This window comes from Pseudomonas extremaustralis (assembly GCF_900102035.1).
GTDB lineage: Bacteria > Pseudomonadota > Gammaproteobacteria > Pseudomonadales > Pseudomonadaceae > Aquipseudomonas > Aquipseudomonas extremaustralis.
On the sequence record NZ_LT629689.1, the window covers coordinates 5,033,966 to 5,050,241 of the forward strand.

Annotated in this window: 14 protein-coding genes; 8 read left to right on the top strand and 6 right to left on the bottom strand. The window is 62.4% G+C overall.

Annotated features, from left to right (window positions below; translation table 11 throughout):
* Positions 1-73: 73 nt before the first annotated feature.
* The 4 genes from BLR63_RS23070 to aspA form a co-directional block, all read right to left on the bottom strand.
* Complete coding sequence (locus BLR63_RS23070) at positions 74-1,066, bottom strand: AraC family transcriptional regulator (protein ID WP_010566926.1); 993 nt, start codon at positions 1,064-1,066, stop codon at positions 74-76.
* A 78-nt stretch (positions 1,067-1,144) separates the two neighbouring features.
* Positions 1,145-2,122: an asparaginase gene (locus BLR63_RS23075; RefSeq protein WP_010566927.1), complete on the bottom strand. Its 978-nt coding sequence runs from the start codon at positions 2,120-2,122 to the stop codon at positions 1,145-1,147.
* Positions 2,123-2,199: 77 nt separating this feature from the next.
* Positions 2,200-3,645, bottom strand: coding sequence for an alanine/glycine:cation symporter family protein (locus tag BLR63_RS23080; RefSeq protein WP_010566928.1), 1,446 nt, complete (start codon positions 3,643-3,645; stop codon positions 2,200-2,202).
* A 401-nt stretch (positions 3,646-4,046) separates the two neighbouring features.
* On the bottom strand, positions 4,047-5,471 hold the full coding sequence (gene aspA, locus BLR63_RS23085; RefSeq protein WP_010566929.1) for an aspartate ammonia-lyase: 1,425 nt from the start codon (positions 5,469-5,471) through the stop codon (positions 4,047-4,049).
* A 182-nt stretch (positions 5,472-5,653) separates the two neighbouring features.
* Here aspA and BLR63_RS23090 point away from each other — a divergent pair, with 182 nt between their 5' ends.
* The 5 genes from BLR63_RS23090 (at position 5,654) to BLR63_RS23110 (ending at position 9,452) form a co-directional block, all read left to right on the top strand.
* Positions 5,654-6,562 (top strand): LysR substrate-binding domain-containing protein, encoded by a 909-nt coding sequence (locus BLR63_RS23090; protein ID WP_010566930.1) that lies wholly within the window; start codon positions 5,654-5,656, stop codon positions 6,560-6,562.
* A 331-nt stretch (positions 6,563-6,893) separates the two neighbouring features.
* The gene (gene purE, locus BLR63_RS23095) at positions 6,894-7,385 is read left to right on the top strand and encodes a 5-(carboxyamino)imidazole ribonucleotide mutase (RefSeq protein WP_010566931.1); all 492 of its coding nucleotides are present in this window, start codon (positions 6,894-6,896) and stop codon (positions 7,383-7,385) included.
* Between the two features lie 11 nt (positions 7,386-7,396).
* Positions 7,397-8,482: a 5-(carboxyamino)imidazole ribonucleotide synthase gene (locus BLR63_RS23100; RefSeq protein WP_010566932.1), complete on the top strand. Its 1,086-nt coding sequence runs from the start codon at positions 7,397-7,399 to the stop codon at positions 8,480-8,482.
* 107 nt (positions 8,483-8,589) lie between these two features.
* Positions 8,590-8,835 (top strand): GlsB/YeaQ/YmgE family stress response membrane protein, encoded by a 246-nt coding sequence (locus tag BLR63_RS23105; protein WP_010566933.1) that lies wholly within the window; start codon positions 8,590-8,592, stop codon positions 8,833-8,835.
* 80 nt (positions 8,836-8,915) lie between these two features.
* The gene (locus BLR63_RS23110; RefSeq protein WP_010566934.1) at positions 8,916-9,452 is read left to right on the top strand and encodes a DUF3299 domain-containing protein; all 537 of its coding nucleotides are present in this window, start codon (positions 8,916-8,918) and stop codon (positions 9,450-9,452) included.
* A gap of 118 nt (positions 9,453-9,570) precedes the next feature.
* On the opposite strand, the gene BLR63_RS23115 is transcribed toward BLR63_RS23110, so the two are convergent.
* Both BLR63_RS23115 and BLR63_RS23120 read right to left on the bottom strand, forming a co-directional pair.
* Positions 9,571-10,470 carry a D-hexose-6-phosphate mutarotase gene (locus tag BLR63_RS23115; RefSeq protein ID WP_010566935.1) on the bottom strand — a complete coding sequence of 300 codons (900 nt, stop codon included), beginning with the start codon at positions 10,468-10,470 and terminating at the stop codon, positions 9,571-9,573.
* Between the two features lie 56 nt (positions 10,471-10,526).
* Positions 10,527-10,931, bottom strand: coding sequence for an acyl-CoA thioesterase (locus BLR63_RS23120; RefSeq protein WP_010566936.1), 405 nt, complete (start codon positions 10,929-10,931; stop codon positions 10,527-10,529).
* Positions 10,932-11,335: 404 nt separating this feature from the next.
* Between BLR63_RS23120 and BLR63_RS23125 the strand changes: the two genes are divergently transcribed.
* From BLR63_RS23125 to BLR63_RS23135, 3 genes are all read left to right on the top strand, one after another.
* The gene (locus BLR63_RS23125) at positions 11,336-12,625 is read left to right on the top strand and encodes an MFS transporter (RefSeq protein ID WP_010566937.1); all 1,290 of its coding nucleotides are present in this window, start codon (positions 11,336-11,338) and stop codon (positions 12,623-12,625) included.
* Positions 12,626-12,769: 144 nt separating this feature from the next.
* Positions 12,770-13,756 (top strand): phosphate ABC transporter substrate-binding protein PstS, encoded by a 987-nt coding sequence (locus BLR63_RS23130; protein ID WP_010566938.1) that lies wholly within the window; start codon positions 12,770-12,772, stop codon positions 13,754-13,756.
* 484 nt (positions 13,757-14,240) lie between these two features.
* Complete coding sequence (locus BLR63_RS23135) at positions 14,241-16,274, top strand: ABC transporter permease subunit (RefSeq protein WP_179130331.1); 2,034 nt, start codon at positions 14,241-14,243, stop codon at positions 16,272-16,274.
* Positions 16,275-16,276 lie beyond the last annotated feature (2 nt).

Here is a 16,276-nt window from a genome sequence, read left to right on the forward strand (position 1 = left end):
GGCAGGAGCGGCCAAAAGGGGATGGATATGGCCAAAGGCACTGTCCGTATTCACCCCGCCCGTTCGTGGCGGCTCAGGGCCGGAACTGGCTCGGCGCGACCCCGCTCCAGCGCACGAAGGCGTGGCGGAAACTGGCGGTTTCGCTGAAACCCAGGCGCTCCGCGATGCAGTGGATGGGCATCGCGTCTTCGGCCAGCCACTGCTTGGCCTGCTCGAAGCGCAGCTCGTCGAGCAATTCCTGATAGCTGCTGCCCAGGTCGTGCAGATGCCGGCGCAAGGTGCGCGACGAGCAGTTCAGTTGTTCGGCCAGCCGGTCCAGGCCCGGCGCGGCGTGCAACTGCGTGGCCAGGCGCTGACGCACGCGTCCCAGCCATGCCTGGCGTCCGGTGAACTCGGTGTTCTGCTTGCGGCAACGCTCGGCCATGGCGCGATGGGTGACGGCGTCGGCCAGGGGCAGCGGTTGATCGAGCCACTGGCGGTCGAAGGCAAAGGCATTGCGGTCGGCTTCGAAGTGCACAGGGCAGGCGAAGCGTTCGCCATAGCGCGCCTGGTAGGCCGGCGCCGGGTAGTCGAAGCGCGCGCCCGACAATGGCAGCGGGCGACCGAGCAAGTCATCGCAGATGACTTTGAGCGAGGTCAGGCACAGCTCGATATTGAACGCCGCCAGCGACGGCTCTTCGCGATAATCCCTGGCCGTGAACCAGACCCGCTGCCCGTCTTCTTCAAGGCTCAGCTCGAAAAGTGTTCCCAGCAGCGCCGGATAGCGCAGGGCCAGGCGCAAAGCGTCACCGAAGGTGGCACTGGTGAGCAGGGCATAACCGAGCATGCCGTAGGCCGACACATGCATGCGCTGGCCCAGTTCCAGGCCGATGTCCTGGCGCAGGGCCACGGCGTTGGCGCACACCCGCATCTCCTGGCGCGTGGTGATGCGTGTATCGGGTTGGTGCAAGTCCGCCGCGGCAATGCCGCTGCCGGCCAACAGCACCTCAGGGCCGATGCCCTGGGGGCTGAACGCCTCCAGCACCAGTGAGACGGCGTTAAGGGTGGTCAGGTGCGAGTGCAGCATAGGGTCCGATCCCAGCCAATGATGCCTGGAACGAGCAATTCCCATGCCGTGGGCACCGACCTGACTAGGTATTGACGTTCAGCTCAACTCGGCGCACAGGTCCAGTTCGACCAGGCGGCGAATCTCGGCGTTGGCCAGCCCGGCGCCGATCAAGGCATTGAGCTTGCCGAACGCGGCTTCGCGGGTCATGCCGCCGCCGGACAACACGCCCACGCCGCGCAGACGGCTGCCGGCTTCGTACACGTCCAGTTCCACGCCGCCTTCATGGCATTGGGTGATCGCCACCACCACCACGCCCCGATCCTGCGCGCGCTGGAGGCTGGCGAGAAACGCCGGGTTATCGCTGGGCCCGGTGCCGCTGCCGTAGCATTCGAGCACCAGTGCCTGGACGCCGCTGTCGATCAGCGCATCCAGTTGCCCGGCGGCGATGCCCGGCACCAGCGGCAACACGCCGACGTTGGCCAGGGCTTTGGGCTGACGGTAATCCAGGGCGGTGGGCAGCGTTTCGGCCTTGGCCACGCCGCCGTTGCGCTGCAGTGCGGCGAACGGGTGGCGACCGAAACTGCGGATCTTCGCGCAGCGGGTTGGGGCCATCAGCGCGCCGTGGAAGAACAGGTGCACGCCCGCGGCCAGGCCCTGGCCCAATGCGGTCAGGGCGCCGCTGACGTTTTCCCAGGCATCGCTGTCGGGTACGCCGGCAGGCAGCATCGAACCGGTAAACACCACCGGTGCCGGCAGGCCCAGCAGTTGGAAACTCATGGCTGCCGCGCTGTAGGCCAGGGTGTCGGTGCCGTGGAGGATCAGCACCGCGTCGCAGCCCTCGTCCACCGCCTCGACCACGGCGCTGCGCAGGTGTTGCCAGTAGGCGGGGGTCATGTTGGCGCTGTCGATCAACGGCGACATTTCCCGGAAGCGCCAGGCCGGCACGGGAGCGTCGGCAAGCTGCTCGCGCATGCGCGCTTCAAAACCGGATGCGGGAGCCAGGCCGTTGGCGCTGGCCTGCATGCCGATGGTGCCGCCGGTATAGAGCACCATGACGTGGTTGGCTGATTGCATTGAAGACTCTCCTGAACGAAAAACACCGCCGGGCCCAGAGCATGCCCAAGGCCGGGCGGCGTGTCATCTGCCTACGCTCAGCGTTGTACTTGAGCGTTCAGTTCAGCCGCTGGGGCCGCTTGCGGTTGCACCGGATTGGCCGGCCAGGCCTTGCGGTCCAGATCCAGGTCGGGGAACTGGCTGGAGTCGAACACCGGGGTCTTGATGCCCGCCGCGCGCTGGTTGTCGTAGTCGTTCAGGATGCGCATGGCGATCTTGAACAGGAACGCCAGGGCGAACAGGTTGACGAACGCCAGCAGGGTCATGGTGATGTCGGCGAAGGCGAACACGGTGCTCAGGTTCTGAATGGAACCCCAGAAAATCAGCGCCAGTACCAGCACGCGATAGCCCATCAGCACCCAGCGGTTGTTACCGACCAAAAAGCGCAGGTTGCTCTCGCCGAGGTAGTAGTTGTACATGATCGAGGTGAACACGAATAACGCCAGGGCCACCGAGATGAACATGCGGCCCCAGTCACCGACGACGGCGGCCAGGGAGTTCTGGGTCAGGGCAATGCCATCGCCTTCGAAGCCTGGGGTGTAGAAGCCGGAGAGCAGGATCAGCAGCGCGGTGCAGGTGCAGATTACGAAGGTGTCGAGGAACACGCTGAACGCTTGCACCACACCCTGGGCGATCGGGTGTTCCACCGACGCGACGGCGGCCACGTTAGGCGCACTGCCCAGACCGGCTTCGTTGGCGAACACGCCGCGCTTCACACCCATGATGATCGCGCTGCCCACCAGGCCGCCGAAGGCTTGGTCGAGGCCGAAAGCGCTCTTGACGATGGTCGCGAGCATGGCCGGCACGTGGTCGAACTGCAGCACGATCACGTACAGGGTCACGGCGATGTAGATCAGGGTCTTGACCGGCACCAGCAGGTCGGCGATCGAGGCGATGCGCTTGATCCCGCCGATGAACACCAGGCCCAGCAAGGCCGCGAGCGCAAGACCGGTGTAGGTGGTGTCCAGGCCAAAGGCGCTGTTCAGCGAGTGGGTCACGGCGTGGGCTTGCAAGCCGTTGAAGGCAAAGCCGAAGGTGACCAGCAGCAGGAACGCCATGAGCATCGCCAGCCCGCGTTTGTGCAGGCCGTACTGGATGTAATAGGCCGGACCGCCACGGAAGGTGCCTTCGGCGTCGGTGCGCTTGTACAACTGGCCGAGGGAGCATTCGATAAAGCTCGACGACATGCCCACCAGGGCGGTGACCCACATCCAGAACACGGCACCCGGGCCGCCCAGGGTCACGGCAATGCCGACGCCCGCAATGTTACCGGCACCGACACGGCCGGCGAGGCTGAGCATCAGCGCCTGGAACGAACTGAGCTGGTCGGAACTGTTTTTCAGGCTGTCGCGAAACACCGAAAACATGTGGAAAAAGTGACGCAACTGAACGAAACGCGAGCGAATCGTGAAGTAGCCACCGAGCCCGACAATGAGCACGATCAGGACTTTCCCGGAGAGGAAGCCGTTGATGACTTCGAGCATGGAGTGTTCCTCGCTGATTTTTCTAATGGCAAACGCAGGACGGTTCGACGCTGTCGCTGGGCACCAGGCAGTGCGCGACGGTTCGACCCAATCCTTTTGCGGGTGTTGTTATTCATGCGGTTTCGCGCTGTTGCGGGCCTCGTTACCGACGGCCGCTGGCGCGAAGAGGGGCGGCACTATACCTAGGCGAACGTGATCCGTCTTCCTGAGCTGATTAAAGGTTTCAGCGATGAAGAACGTCGGTGATGATGCGGGGATCCTGAATCTGCGCGGCGTCCTTGGGGTTTTCGCGGGCAGGCTCGTTTCTACAGGCAAAAAAAGGGCCTGGAGAACGAGTCTTCAGGCCCTCAAAAGGTGAGAGGTGTCTAGTCCCTCGACCTGGTGAGCGGTGCAATCAACGTTTAGGCCTTCAGCGGCACCAAACGTGGGGCAATCATGTTTTCGGGGCGCAGGATGTCGTCGAGCATGGCGTCGTCGAGCAAGCCTTCTTCGCGCACCAGTTCCAGCACGCCGCGGCCGCTTTCGAGGGCGATACGCGCGATGCGGGTGGCGTTTTCATAGCCGATGTACGGGTTCAGTGCGGTGACCAGGCCGATGGAGTGTTCCACCAGTTCGCGGCAGCGCGCTTCGTTGGCGGTGATGCCGACGATGCAGTGTTCGCGCAGCATGTCCATGGCCCGTTGCAGCAGGCGGATCGAGTCGAAGATCTTGAAGGCGATCAGTGGCTCCATCACGTTCAACTGCAGTTGGCCGCCTTCGGCCGCCATGGTCAGGGCCAGGTCGTTGCCGATCACCTGGAAGGCCACTTGGTTGACGGCTTCCGGGATCACCGGGTTGACCTTGCCGGGCATGATCGAGCTGCCAGGCTGGCGGGCCGGCAGGTTGATCTCGTTGATGCCGGTGCGTGGGCCGCTGGACAGCAGGCGCAAGTCGTTGCAGATCTTCGACAGTTTCACCGCGGTACGCTTGAGCATGCCGGAGAACAGTACGAAGGCACCCATGTCGGAGGTGGCTTCGATCAAGTCAGCTGCCGGGACCACGGGCTGGCCGCTGATCACCGCCAGGCGTTGGACGGCCAGGGCCTGGTAGCGCGGGTCGGCGTTGATGCCGGTGCCGATGGCGGTACCGCCCAGGTTCACTTCGGTGAGCAACTCCGGCGCCAGGGTTTTCAGGCGGGCCAGGTCTTCACCGAGGGTGGTGGCGAAGGCGCGGAATTCCTGGCCGAGGGTCATCGGCACGGCGTCCTGCAATTGGGTGCGGCCCATTTTCAGCACATGGTTGAACTCGACACCCTTGGCGGCGAACGCCTGGATCAGGCTGTCGAGACTGGCCAGCAGCGCGTCGTGGCCCAGCAGCAGACCCAGGCGGATCGCGGTCGGGTAGGCGTCGTTGGTCGACTGCGCCATGTTCACGTCGTTGTTCGGGTGCAGGTACTGGTATTCGCCCTTGTTGTGGCCCATGGCCTCCAACGCGATGTTGGCGATGACTTCGTTGGCATTCATGTTGGTTGAAGTGCCGGCGCCGCCTTGAATCATGTCCACCACGAACTCTTCGTGGAAATCGCCGCGGATCAAGCGGGCACAGGCTTCGCTGATGGCCGCGTGCTTGGCGTCGCTGAGCTGGCCCAGCTCGCGGTTGGCATCAGCGGCTGCCTGCTTGACCATGGCCAGGCCGATCACCAGTTTCGGGTAATGCGAAATCGGAACGCCCGAGAGGCGGAAGTTATTTACCGCTCGCAGGGTCTGGATGCCGTAATACGCTTGGGCAGGTACTTCGAGTACGCCAAGCAGGTCTTTTTCTGTGCGGAATGATGCAGCGGAGGACATGACGGAAATCATCTCGATATGGACCCGGAACTGGCCGGAACGCTGCGAATGCTAGGCTTGTGGGCGTTTTTGGGCCAATGCTGTTAAGCACTGGCCTATGCACAAACGGCATAATGTGCGCGTGACCCGGTTATCATGGCGGGCGTATGTACCAAAAGGGTGCATACCCGTGGGAGGAAGTAATGAACCTTGAAAGCAAATGGCTGGAAGACTTCAGCGCCCTGGCGGCGACGCGCAGTTTTTCCCAAGCGGCGGAACGGCGTTTTGTCACCCAGCCGGCATTCAGCCGTCGTATCCGCAGCCTTGAAGCTGCCCTGGGCCTGACCCTGGTCAACCGCTCGCGCACGCCGGTGGAACTGACGGCGGCGGGGCAGTTGTTCCTGGTGACTGCGCGCACGGTGGTCGAGCAGCTCGGCGAAGTGTTGCGCCATTTGCATCACCTGGAAGGCGGGCAGGGCGAAGTCATGCAAGTGGCGGCGGCGCACTCGCTGGCGCTGGGCTTTTTCCCGCGCTGGATCGCGCAACTGCGCAACGAAGGGCTGAACATCGCCACACGGCTGGTCGCCACCAACGTCGGCGACGCCGTGCATGCCCTGCGCGAAGGCGGTTGCGATCTGATGCTGGCGTTCTACGACCCGGACGCGGCGATGCAGATGGACGCCGAGATCTTCCCTTCGCTGCACCTGGGCAACACCGAAATGCTCCCGGTCTGCGCCGCCGATGCCGACGGCAAGCCGCTGTTCGACCTGGAAGGCGAGGGCAGTGTGCCGCTGCTTGCCTACAGCGCCGGGGCATTCCTGGGACGTTCGGTGCACCTGCTGCTGCGCCAGCGCGCGCTGCGGTTTACCACCGTGTACGAAACCGCCATGGCCGACAGCCTCAAGAGCATGGCCCTCGAAGGCCTCGGCATTGCCTGGGTGCCGCAGCTGAGCGTGCGTGCGGAACTGGCGCGGGGCGAACTGGTGGTGTGCGGCGGGCCGCAGTGGCATGTGCCGCTGGAGATCCGTCTGTATCGCTGTGCCCTGGTGCGCAAGGCGAATGTGCGGTTGTTGTGGCGCAAATTGGAAGGCGGCGCTGCGCAGAATACCTGAGTGCAACACTGATCAAATGTGGGAGGGGGCTTGCTCCCGATAGCGGTGGTTCAGCGACCTATTAGTGCCTGATACACCGCTATCGGGAGCAAGCCCCTTCCCGCAGGATTTTGTGCTGCATTGGCTGACTCTTAAGTCAATAAAGTCGCCGGTTTGCGCCGCTCGACAGATGGTCATCCGAGGGGCTGTTTATCTGCGTTATTACGGTATACTGCGCGGCCTTCGGCCGGTCCAACCGGCCAAATTTCGTACACCAAGCCACGCCGGATTTCCCGCGTGGCTTGTTGTTTTTTGACGCGCCTGCGGGCGCCCAGAGAGAAGAGGCACGACGATGAGTGCATTGGTTGGCGTGATCATGGGCTCCAAGTCCGATTGGTCCACCCTTAGCCACACCGCCGATATGCTGGAAAAACTCGGCATTCCGTATGAAGTGAAAGTGGTCTCTGCCCACCGCACCCCGGACTTGCTGTTCCAGTATGCCGATGAAGCAGAATCCCGTGGCATCGAGGTGATCATCGCCGGTGCCGGCGGTGCGGCGCACCTGCCAGGCATGTGTGCGGCCAAGACCCACCTGCCGGTACTCGGTGTGCCGGTGCAGTCGTCGATGCTCTCGGGTGTGGATTCGCTGTTGTCCATCGTGCAGATGCCGGCCGGTGTCCCGGTGGCCACCCTGGCGATCGGCAAGGCCGGCGCGATCAATGCCGCGTTGCTGTCCGCCAGCATCCTGGGCGCCAAGCACCCGCAGTTCCACGCGGTGCTGAAAAAATTCCGTGCCGAGCAGACAGAAAGCGTGCTGGACAATCCAGACCCACGTATCGCCTGAGGTTGTTGACCATGAAAATCGGTGTAATCGGTGGCGGCCAACTGGGTCGCATGCTGGCCCTGGCGGGAACGCCACTGGGGATGAACTTCGCGTTCCTGGACCCGGCGCCGGACGCCTGTGCGGCCGCATTGGGTGAACATCTGCGTGCGGACTACAGCGACCCGGACCACCTGCGCCAACTGGCCGACGAAGTCGACCTGGTGACCTTCGAGTTCGAAAGCGTTCCGGCCGAAACCGTGGCCTTCCTTTCGCAGTTCGTGCCGGTATACCCGAGCGCCGAAGCCTTGCGCATCGCCCGTGACCGCTGGTTCGAAAAGAGCATGTTCAAGGACCTGGGCATCCCGACGCCGGCGTTCGCCGATATCCAGTCCCAGGCAGACCTGGAGGCCGCCGTCGCCAGCATCGGCCTGCCGGCTGTGTTGAAAACCCGCACCCTGGGTTACGACGGCAAGGGCCAGAAAGTCCTGCGCACCCCTGCCGATGTGGTCGACACCTTCGCCGAACTGGGCAGCGTGGCCTGCCTGCTGGAAGGCTTCGTGCCGTTCACCGGCGAAGTCTCGCTGATCGCCGTGCGTGCCCGCGATGGCGAAACCCGTTTCTACCCGCTGGTGCACAACACCCACGACAACGGCATCCTCAAGCTGTCCGTGGCCAGCACCGATCATCCATTGCAGGCTTTGGCCGAAGACTATTCCAGCCGGGTGCTCAAGCAGCTGGATTATGTCGGCGTGATGGCGTTCGAGTTCTTTGAAGTCGACGGTGGCCTCAAAGCCAACGAAATCGCCCCGCGGGTGCACAACTCCGGGCACTGGACCACCGAAGGCGCCGAGTGCAGCCAGTTCGAAAACCACCTGCGCGCGGTGGCGGGCTTACCACTGGGCTCCACGGCCAAGGTGGGCGAGAGCGCCATGCTCAACTTCATCGGTGTGGTACCGCCGGTTGAGAAAGTCATCGCCATCGACGACTGCCACCTGCACCACTATGGCAAGGCGTTCAAGACCGGGCGCAAGGTCGGCCACGCCAACCTGCGTTGCCAGGATCGTGCGACGCTGCAAGCGCAGATCCTCAAGGTCGAGGCGTTGATCGCCGAGCAATAATCCTTGGGGGCGGCGGGAACCATTGGTGCCCGCCGTCTCTCTGATTGCAGGATGATCAAGCCTGGCCAGGCTTTTTCATGACTCACATTCAATCAGAGGGAAATGCCATGGGTATCATCGGAACCATCTTTATCGGCCTGATCGTCGGCCTGCTGGCGCGTTTCCTCAAGCCCGGCGACGACAGCATGGGCTGGATCATGACCATCCTGCTGGGTATCGCCGGCTCCCTTGCCGCCACCTATGGCGGTCAGGCGCTGGGTATCTACCATGCAGGCCAGGGCGCGGGCTTCATCGGCGCATTGGTCGGCGCAATCATCCTGCTGGTGATTTACGGCCTGATCAAAAAGAACTGACCGAGATCGATAAAGTCCTCTGCGCCGCGCCGGCGCAGAGGGCTAGAATGCCGGCACTGTTTACCTTGTCGAGCTCCTCCATGCGCCGTCTCCTCTTGATATTTCTCCTGCTGGGCTCAGGCCTGGCTCATGCTGGCGAACTGCCGGAAACCGACTGGCTCGACCTGATGCCGTTGTCGGACCAGAAAGCCCTCGAACAAATGCCGGAAATCGACCACAACTCCCCCGAAGCCCAGGGCACCTTTACCGACAAAGGTGGCTTGAAGCAGAGCAAGGGGTTGCCGGCGGTGATGTATTCCACCAAGACCGTGGCCGCCATGAATGGCAAGAACATCCGTATCGGCGGTTACCCGGTGCCATTGGAAACCGACGCCAAGGGCCGCAGCACGTTGTTCTTCCTGGTGCCGTACCCAGGCGCCTGCATCCACGTGCCGCCACCGCCGCCCAACCAACTGGTGCTGGTGCGCTATCCCAAGGGGCTGAAGCTGGATGATATCTACACGCCGCTGTGGGTCACGGGCACGCTGAAGGTGGAGACGGTCAACAACGACCTGGCTGATGCGGCGTATGCGCTGGATGCGGCGAAGGTGCGGGCTGTAAAGGAGTCGGATCTCTAAAACCCAACACGTAACAATGTGGGAGGGGGCTTGCTCCCGATAGCAGAGGGTCAGTCAGCACATTTGTGGCTGATAGGCCGCTATCGGGAGCAAGCCCCCTCCCACATGTTGATCGGGTTTACAGCGTGGTGCTGGCGATGCTCACGCCCAGTGTGTGGCTTTCGCTTGGGGCCAGCGTCACCACATCACCCAGCACATTCGCCGTCTCGATGCACACCATGCCCTGCCAGCCGTCGTCGGCCATGTCGTCGAAGGCCTTGGCGCGTTCGGTCCAGGGGTTCCAGATCACGGTCGACCGCGAGCCATCGGCGGTCAGCTGGATGCGGCGCTGCCAATCGTTATCGACGATGCTCAACTGCGCGGGCGTGTCGAGGTAGATGCGGTCGGTCTCGGCGGTGAAGTGCAGCGGGCCGGCCTGGGTCTTTTCGGTCCAGCCATCGGTGGTATCGATATACGCGGTGCCGTCCAGGCCTTCGACTTGCACATTGCGCACATCGCTCACCGCGAAGTAGGTATGCAGCGCCTGGCTGAGCGTCACGGTGTCGGTGCCACGGTTGTGGCTGGTCAGGCGGATATGCAGTTGGTCGTCGAGCAGCAGGCTCAGCTTCAGGTCGACCTGATGGGGCCAGCCAGGGAAACCACCCGCCGGCACCGGCAACACCAGGTCGACGCGCAAGGTCTCGCCTTGATGTTCGCTTGCGGCCAATTCCCACAGCGCGGTACGCGCAAAACCGTGGGCGCCGGCCGGCTGGTCGCTCTGGCACATCGCCTTGACGCTCTGCGGATTGCGGTCAAACACGCCAAACCAGGGCCAGCACACCGGCACGCCGGTACGAATGCCTTTGCCTGTCTTGAACACGGCGGCCTTGTTCGGCCAGATCAACGGCTGCTCGCCTGCACGTTGGTAACTGAAGATATGCGCGCCCTGTCGGGCCACCATCAGTTCGGCGCCGTTGTGGCGGATGCGCCAGCAGTCCAGCTCGTCGATTTTCACGCTTTCAACGTGGGGCGTAGGCATACACAGCACTCTCAATGGCAGGCAATGGGCAATTGACCGTGAAAACCCGGCGAGGTTTAACGCGCGCGGGACGGCACCGAGCGCGTGCGGCCGCTGCCATCGATGGCGACGAACACAAACACCGCTTCGGTGACCTTGCGCCACTCGCTGGACAGCGGGTCGTCGCTCCACACTTCGACCATCATCTGGATCGAGCTGCGGCCGATTTCCAGGGCCTGGGTATAAAAGGACAACTGTGCGCCCACGGCCACGGGCACCAGGAACGCCATGCGATCAATGGCCACGGTGGCGACGCGTCCACCGGCGACCTTGCTGGCCATGGCGGTGCCGGCCAGGTCCATCTGCGAGACCAGCCAGCCGCCGAAGATGTCGCCGAAACCGTTGGTTTCACGTGGGAGCGCGGTGATTTGCAGGGCGAGATCGCCTTGCGGGATAGGATCTTCTTGTTCGAGTTCGATCATGCCGAGGGTGCCTCTGACCCGTGACGCTTCATGGGTATATCAAGTGGATAGCCGTCTTGTAGAAAAACGTTTCAGCACCAACACGCAAGGTTCAATGCGTTTCTCATAAGGCGTACTAAAGGGAAACTCTGCCAAATCGGCTGGATGGCACCCAACGACGTTTTGGCACAGCAGCCCCTCAAGACTGCGGGTCTGGCGCTCGCAAGGGCCGAGTATATCGACACACATGCGTCACGACGACCTCCCGGCGCTCATTTGGTCGGCAATTGGCCGCTGTATTGCGGCTTTTTCCGGCAACTGTGCTTGTGATGTACTTTGACAAGCGATTTGCTATCTTGCCCAACCCGTTTTGGCTCAGACAGCCTTTCGGGTCTGCCGTTCTGACTAATAAGAGAAGCCTCGCCATGTCCTCCGTGCCCGCAAGCAGTGCGCAGCCGTCGCGCCCGCTGACCCGCAACGACTACAAAACCCTGTCGCTGTCTGCCTTGGGCGGGGCGCTGGAATTCTACGATTTCGTCATCTTCGTGTTTTTCGCCGTCGTGGTCGGAAAACTGTTCTTCCCCCCCGACATGCCCGATTGGCTGCGCGGGTTGCAGACCTTCGGCATCTTCGCCGCCGGCTACCTGGCGCGCCCGCTGGGCGGCATCGTCATGGCGCACTTCGGCGACCTGCTGGGGCGCAAGAAAATGTTCACCCTGAGCATCTTCATGATGGCCGTACCGACCCTGATCATGGGCCTGCTGCCGACCTATGCGCAGATCGGCCTGTTGGCGCCGCTGTTGTTGCTGTTGATGCGCGTGATCCAGGGCGCGGCGATTGGCGGTGAGGTGCCGGGCGCCTGGGTGTTCGTCTCCGAACACGTGCCGGCGCGCCATATCGGTTACGCCTGCGGCACCCTGACCAGCGGCCTGACCGCCGGCATTCTGCTGGGCTCGCTGGTGGCCACTACGATCAACACGCTGTATACCCCGGAGCAGGTCTCGGATTACGCCTGGCGTATCCCGTTCCTGCTCGGCGGCGTGTTCGGCCTGTTGTCGGTGTACCTGCGCCGCTGGCTGCATGAAACGCCGGTCTTCGCCGAGATGCAGCAACGCAAGGCCCTGGCCGCCGAGGTACCGTTGCGCGCCGTGTTGCGCGACCACCGTGGTGCCATCGTGCTGTCGATGTTGTTGACCTGGTTGCTGTCGGCCGGCGTGGTGGTGGTCATCCTGATGACTCCGACCGTGCTGCAGACCATTTACAACTTCAGCCCGACCGTTGCCCTGCAAGCCAACAGCCTGGCCATCGTCACCCTGACCCTGGGTTGCATCGCCTCCGGCGCCCTGGCCGACCGTTTCGGTGCCGGTCGGGTGCTGTTCATCGGTTGCGCGCTGCTGCTGGCGACGTCCTGGACGCTTTATCACAGCCTGTTCGCCCATCCTGAATGGCTGTTTGAGCTGTACGCCTTGACCGGTTTGTTCGTCGGCACCATTGGCGTCGTGCCTTACGTCATGGTCAAAGCGTTTCCGCCGGTGGTGCGCTTCAGCGGCCTGTCGTTCTCCTACAACGTTGCCTATGCCGTGTTCGGCGGGTTGACGCCCCTGGCGGTGTCGCTGCTGATGAAGGGAAGCCCGATGGGCCCGGCCTACTACGTTGCCATCTTGTGTGTGATGGGGATGGGGGTGGGTGGGTATCTGTGGACGCGGGGGCGCTAAATTTTTGCAGGCATTCGCCCCTAGACCGCCTTCTCTCTCAATGCTGGCCTTTCATCCAATTGTCATATTTCGGACATAGAGTGTTCACACGGCCTGCTGATACTTGGCCCCGATCCAACTATCCCTATCTGCTAGGAGCAAGGCATGAAACTGAAACGTTTGATGGCGGCAATGACTTTTGTCGCTGCTGGCGTTGCGACCGCCAACGCGGTGGCCGCTGGTGTTGACCCGGCAATTCCGGCTTATGTTAAGACCACTGGTGTGTCGGGCAACTTGTCCAGCGTCGGTTCCGATACCCTGGCTAACCTGATGACCCTGTGGGCTGAGGGTTATAAGAAGGAATACCCGAACGTCAACATCCAGATTCAAGCTGCTGGCTCCGCGACTGCGCCACCTGCGCTGACTGAAGGCACCTCCAACCTGGGCCCGATGAGCCGCAAGATGAAGGACACCGAACTGGCGGCCTTCGAGCAGAAGTACGGCTACAAGCCAACCGCTATTCCGGTGGCCGTGGATGCCCTGGCTGTGTTCGTGCACAAGGACAACCCGATCCAGCACCTGACCATGGAACAAGTCGACGCGATCTTCTCTTCGACGCGTCTGTGCGGCGCTAAAGCCGACGTGAAAACCTGGGGCGACCTGGGTGTGACCGGCGACCTGGCCAACAAGCCAGTGCAACTGTTCGGGCGCAACTCGGTATCCGGCACCTACGGCTACTTCAAGGAAGAAGCCCTGTGCAAAGGCGACTACAAGTCCAACGTGAACGAACAACCAGGCTCGGCTTCGGTTGTGCAGTCGATCAGCTCTTCGCTGAACGGTATCGGTTACTCGGGCATCGGTTACAAGACCGCCAGCGTGAAGACCGTGGCCCTGGCCAAGAAAGGCAGCACTGAGTTCATCGAAGACAGCGAAGAAAACGCCCTGAACGGCAAATACCCGCTGTCGCGTTTCCTCTACGTGTATGTCAACAAAGCCCCGAACAAGCCACTGGCCCCGCTGGAAGCTGAGTTCGTGAAACTGGTTCTGTCCAAACAGGGCCAGGAAGTCGTGGTTAAAGACGGCTACATCCCACTGCCCGCCAAAGTGGCCGCCAAGGCCCTGGCTGACCTGGGTCTGAAAGAAGGCAACTAAGTTGCCGGGCCGGGTAAAACCGGCCTTTCTGTAGGGGCGAGCTTGCTCGCGAAAGACGATAGAGCCGCGCGTTTATTCAGAAGTGGCGCGTTATCGTTAGCGATCTTCGCGAGCAAGCTTGCTCCTACAGAAACTCCTAATTTTTAGTCCGCTGCCAGCACTGCTTCGCGGCGGATTTTGTGCGTCACTGCATTGTCATCTTTCTGTCATACAGGATCGCTAGGGTGTGCGCATGAATGATCTGGCCAATTCCACCATGACGACGACTTCTCCCCCCAAGCGCATTGACTTCAATACGCCTGAGCTGCAACGCAAGCGCCGCATCCGCGCGCTCAAGGATCGCCTGACCCGCTGGTACGTGCTGGTCGGTGGCCTCGCCGTCCTCGGTGCCATTACCCTGATTTTCTTTTTTCTCGGCTATGTCGTTGCGCCACTGTTCCAGGGGGCTTCGCTGACGAAGGAGGACGCGCTGACACCGGCGTGGATTCAGGACGCCGGCAAGCCGCTGATGATCTCCCTGGAAGAACAGAACCAAGTCGCCATGCGGATTTCCGACAAGGGCCAGGCGCTGTTCTTTGATATCGCCACCGGCGCCGAGCTCAAGCGTATCGACCTGCCGCTGGCGGCCGGCGTCAGCGTTGTGTCGATTGGTAAAGACCAGCCGGGCAGCCCGCTGGTGATCCTCGGCTTGTCCAATGGCCAGTCCCTGGTGTTCCGCCACACCTATAAGGTGTCCTACCCGGACGGCAAGAAAACCATTACTCCGGCAATCGAATACCCCTACGGCGACACCCCGATCGTGCTGGATGAGGCCGGTCGCCCGCTGGAACACGTTGCCCTCAATGCCACCGACTCCTCCCTGGTGGTGGCCGGTTCCTCGGGTTCGCACCTGAACGTGCTGTCCCTGAGCCGCGAAGAAAACATGATGACCGGCGAAGTCACCAGCGAGCAGAAGCGTATCGAGCTGCCGCAGATGACCGAGCCGGTGAAGGCGATCTTCATCGACCCGCGCCAGCAGTGGCTGTACGTGGTCAACGGTCGTGCCCTGGCCGATGTGTTCAGCCTGCGCGACAAGAGCCTCAACGGGCGCTACAAACTCTTGGAAGACGCCGACGCCGAAATCACCGCCAGTACCCAACTGGTGGGCGGTATTTCGCTGATCGTGGGTAACTCCAAGGGCGGCCTGGCCCAGTGGTTCATGGCCCGCGACCCGGATGGCGAACAACACCTGAAGCAGATCCGCACCTTCCAGATGGGCACCGCGCCCATCGTTGAGATCACTGCCGAAGAACGTCGCAAAGGCTTCACCGCCCTCGACGCTTCCGGCAAGTTCGGCGTGTTCCACAGCACCGCCCACCGCACCTTGCTGGTGGACCCGGTGGTCGATGGCCAGGGCGTGTTCGGCCTGTCGCCACGGGCCAACCGTGTGATCGTCGAAGCCGGCGGCAAGCTGCAACCGTTGCTGCTGGACAACCCGCACCCGGAAGTTTCGTGGAGCGCGCTGTGGAGCAAGGTCTGGTACGAAAACTACGACGAGCCTAAATACGTCTGGCAATCGACCGCCGCCAACACCGATTTCGAACCCAAGATGAGCCTGGCGCCGCTGACCTTCGGCACCTTGAAGGCCGCGTTCTACGCCATGCTGCTGGCTGCGCCCCTGGCCGTGGCCGCGGCGATCTACACCGCTTACTTCATGGCCCCGAGCCTGCGCCGCAAGGTCAAGCCGGTGATCGAGCTGATGGAAGCGATGCCGACGGTGATCCTCGGCTTCTTCGCCGGCCTGTTCCTCGCGCCGTATGTCGAAGGGCATCTACCGGGGATTTTCAGCCTGCTGATGCTGGTGCCGATTGGCATCCTGGTGGCCGGTTTTGTCTTCAGTCGCCTGCCTGAGTCCATCCGCCTGCGGGTGCCCGATGGCTGGGAAAGCGCGATCCTGATCCCGGTGATCCTGTTCGTGGGCTGGCTCTCGCTGTACATGAGCCCGTACATGGAAACCTGGTTCTTCGGCGGCGACATGCGGATGTGGATCTCCCACGACCTGGGCATCACCTACGACCAGCGCAACGCTCTGGTGGTCGGCCTGGCGATGGGGTTCGCGGTGATCCCGAACATCTACTCCATCGCCGAAGACGCCGTGTTCAGCGTGCCGCGCGGTCTGACCCTGGGCTCCCTGGCCCTGGGTGCCACGCCATGGCAGACCATGACCCGCGTGGTGATCCTGACCGCCAGCCCGGGGATTTTCTCGGCGCTGATGATCGGTATGGGCCGCGCCGTCGGCGAGACCATGATCGTGCTGATGGCCACCGGTAACACCCCGGTGATGGAAATGAACCTGTTCGAAGGCCTGCGTACCCTGGCGGCCAACGTCGCGGTGGAAATGCCTGAGTCGGAAGTGGGCGGCAGTCACTACCGCGTGCTGTTCCTTTCGGCGCTGGTGCTGCTGTTGTTCACTTTCATCATGAACACCCTCGCCGAGCTGATTCGTCAGCGTCTGCGCAAGAAATACTCGTCGCTTTAAGA

Bases quoted from the DNA above. Each gene is read 5' to 3' on its own strand.
- BLR63_RS23100 (WP_010566932.1), top strand. From the start codon at position 7,397: ATGAAAATCGGTGTAATCGGTGGCGGCCAACTGGGTCGCATGCTGGCC.
- BLR63_RS23080 (WP_010566928.1), bottom strand. From the start codon at position 3,645: ATGCTCGAAGTCATCAACGGCTTCCTCTCCGGGAAAGTCCTGATCGTG.
- purE (WP_010566931.1), top strand. From the start codon at position 6,894: ATGAGTGCATTGGTTGGCGTGATCATGGGCTCCAAGTCCGATTGGTCC.
- BLR63_RS23070 (WP_010566926.1), bottom strand. From the start codon at position 1,066: ATGCTGCACTCGCACCTGACCACCCTTAACGCCGTCTCACTGGTGCTG.
- BLR63_RS23105 (WP_010566933.1), top strand. From the start codon at position 8,590: ATGGGTATCATCGGAACCATCTTTATCGGCCTGATCGTCGGCCTGCTG.
- BLR63_RS23075 (WP_010566927.1), bottom strand. From the start codon at position 2,122: ATGCAATCAGCCAACCACGTCATGGTGCTCTATACCGGCGGCACCATC.
- aspA (WP_010566929.1), bottom strand. From the start codon at position 5,471: ATGTCCTCCGCTGCATCATTCCGCACAGAAAAAGACCTGCTTGGCGTA.
- BLR63_RS23110 (WP_010566934.1), top strand. From the start codon at position 8,916: ATGCGCCGTCTCCTCTTGATATTTCTCCTGCTGGGCTCAGGCCTGGCT.
- BLR63_RS23130 (WP_010566938.1), top strand. From the start codon at position 12,770: ATGAAACTGAAACGTTTGATGGCGGCAATGACTTTTGTCGCTGCTGGC.
- BLR63_RS23125 (WP_010566937.1), top strand. From the start codon at position 11,336: ATGTCCTCCGTGCCCGCAAGCAGTGCGCAGCCGTCGCGCCCGCTGACC.
- BLR63_RS23120 (WP_010566936.1), bottom strand. From the start codon at position 10,931: ATGATCGAACTCGAACAAGAAGATCCTATCCCGCAAGGCGATCTCGCC.
- BLR63_RS23090 (WP_010566930.1), top strand. From the start codon at position 5,654: ATGAACCTTGAAAGCAAATGGCTGGAAGACTTCAGCGCCCTGGCGGCG.
- BLR63_RS23115 (WP_010566935.1), bottom strand. From the start codon at position 10,470: ATGCCTACGCCCCACGTTGAAAGCGTGAAAATCGACGAGCTGGACTGC.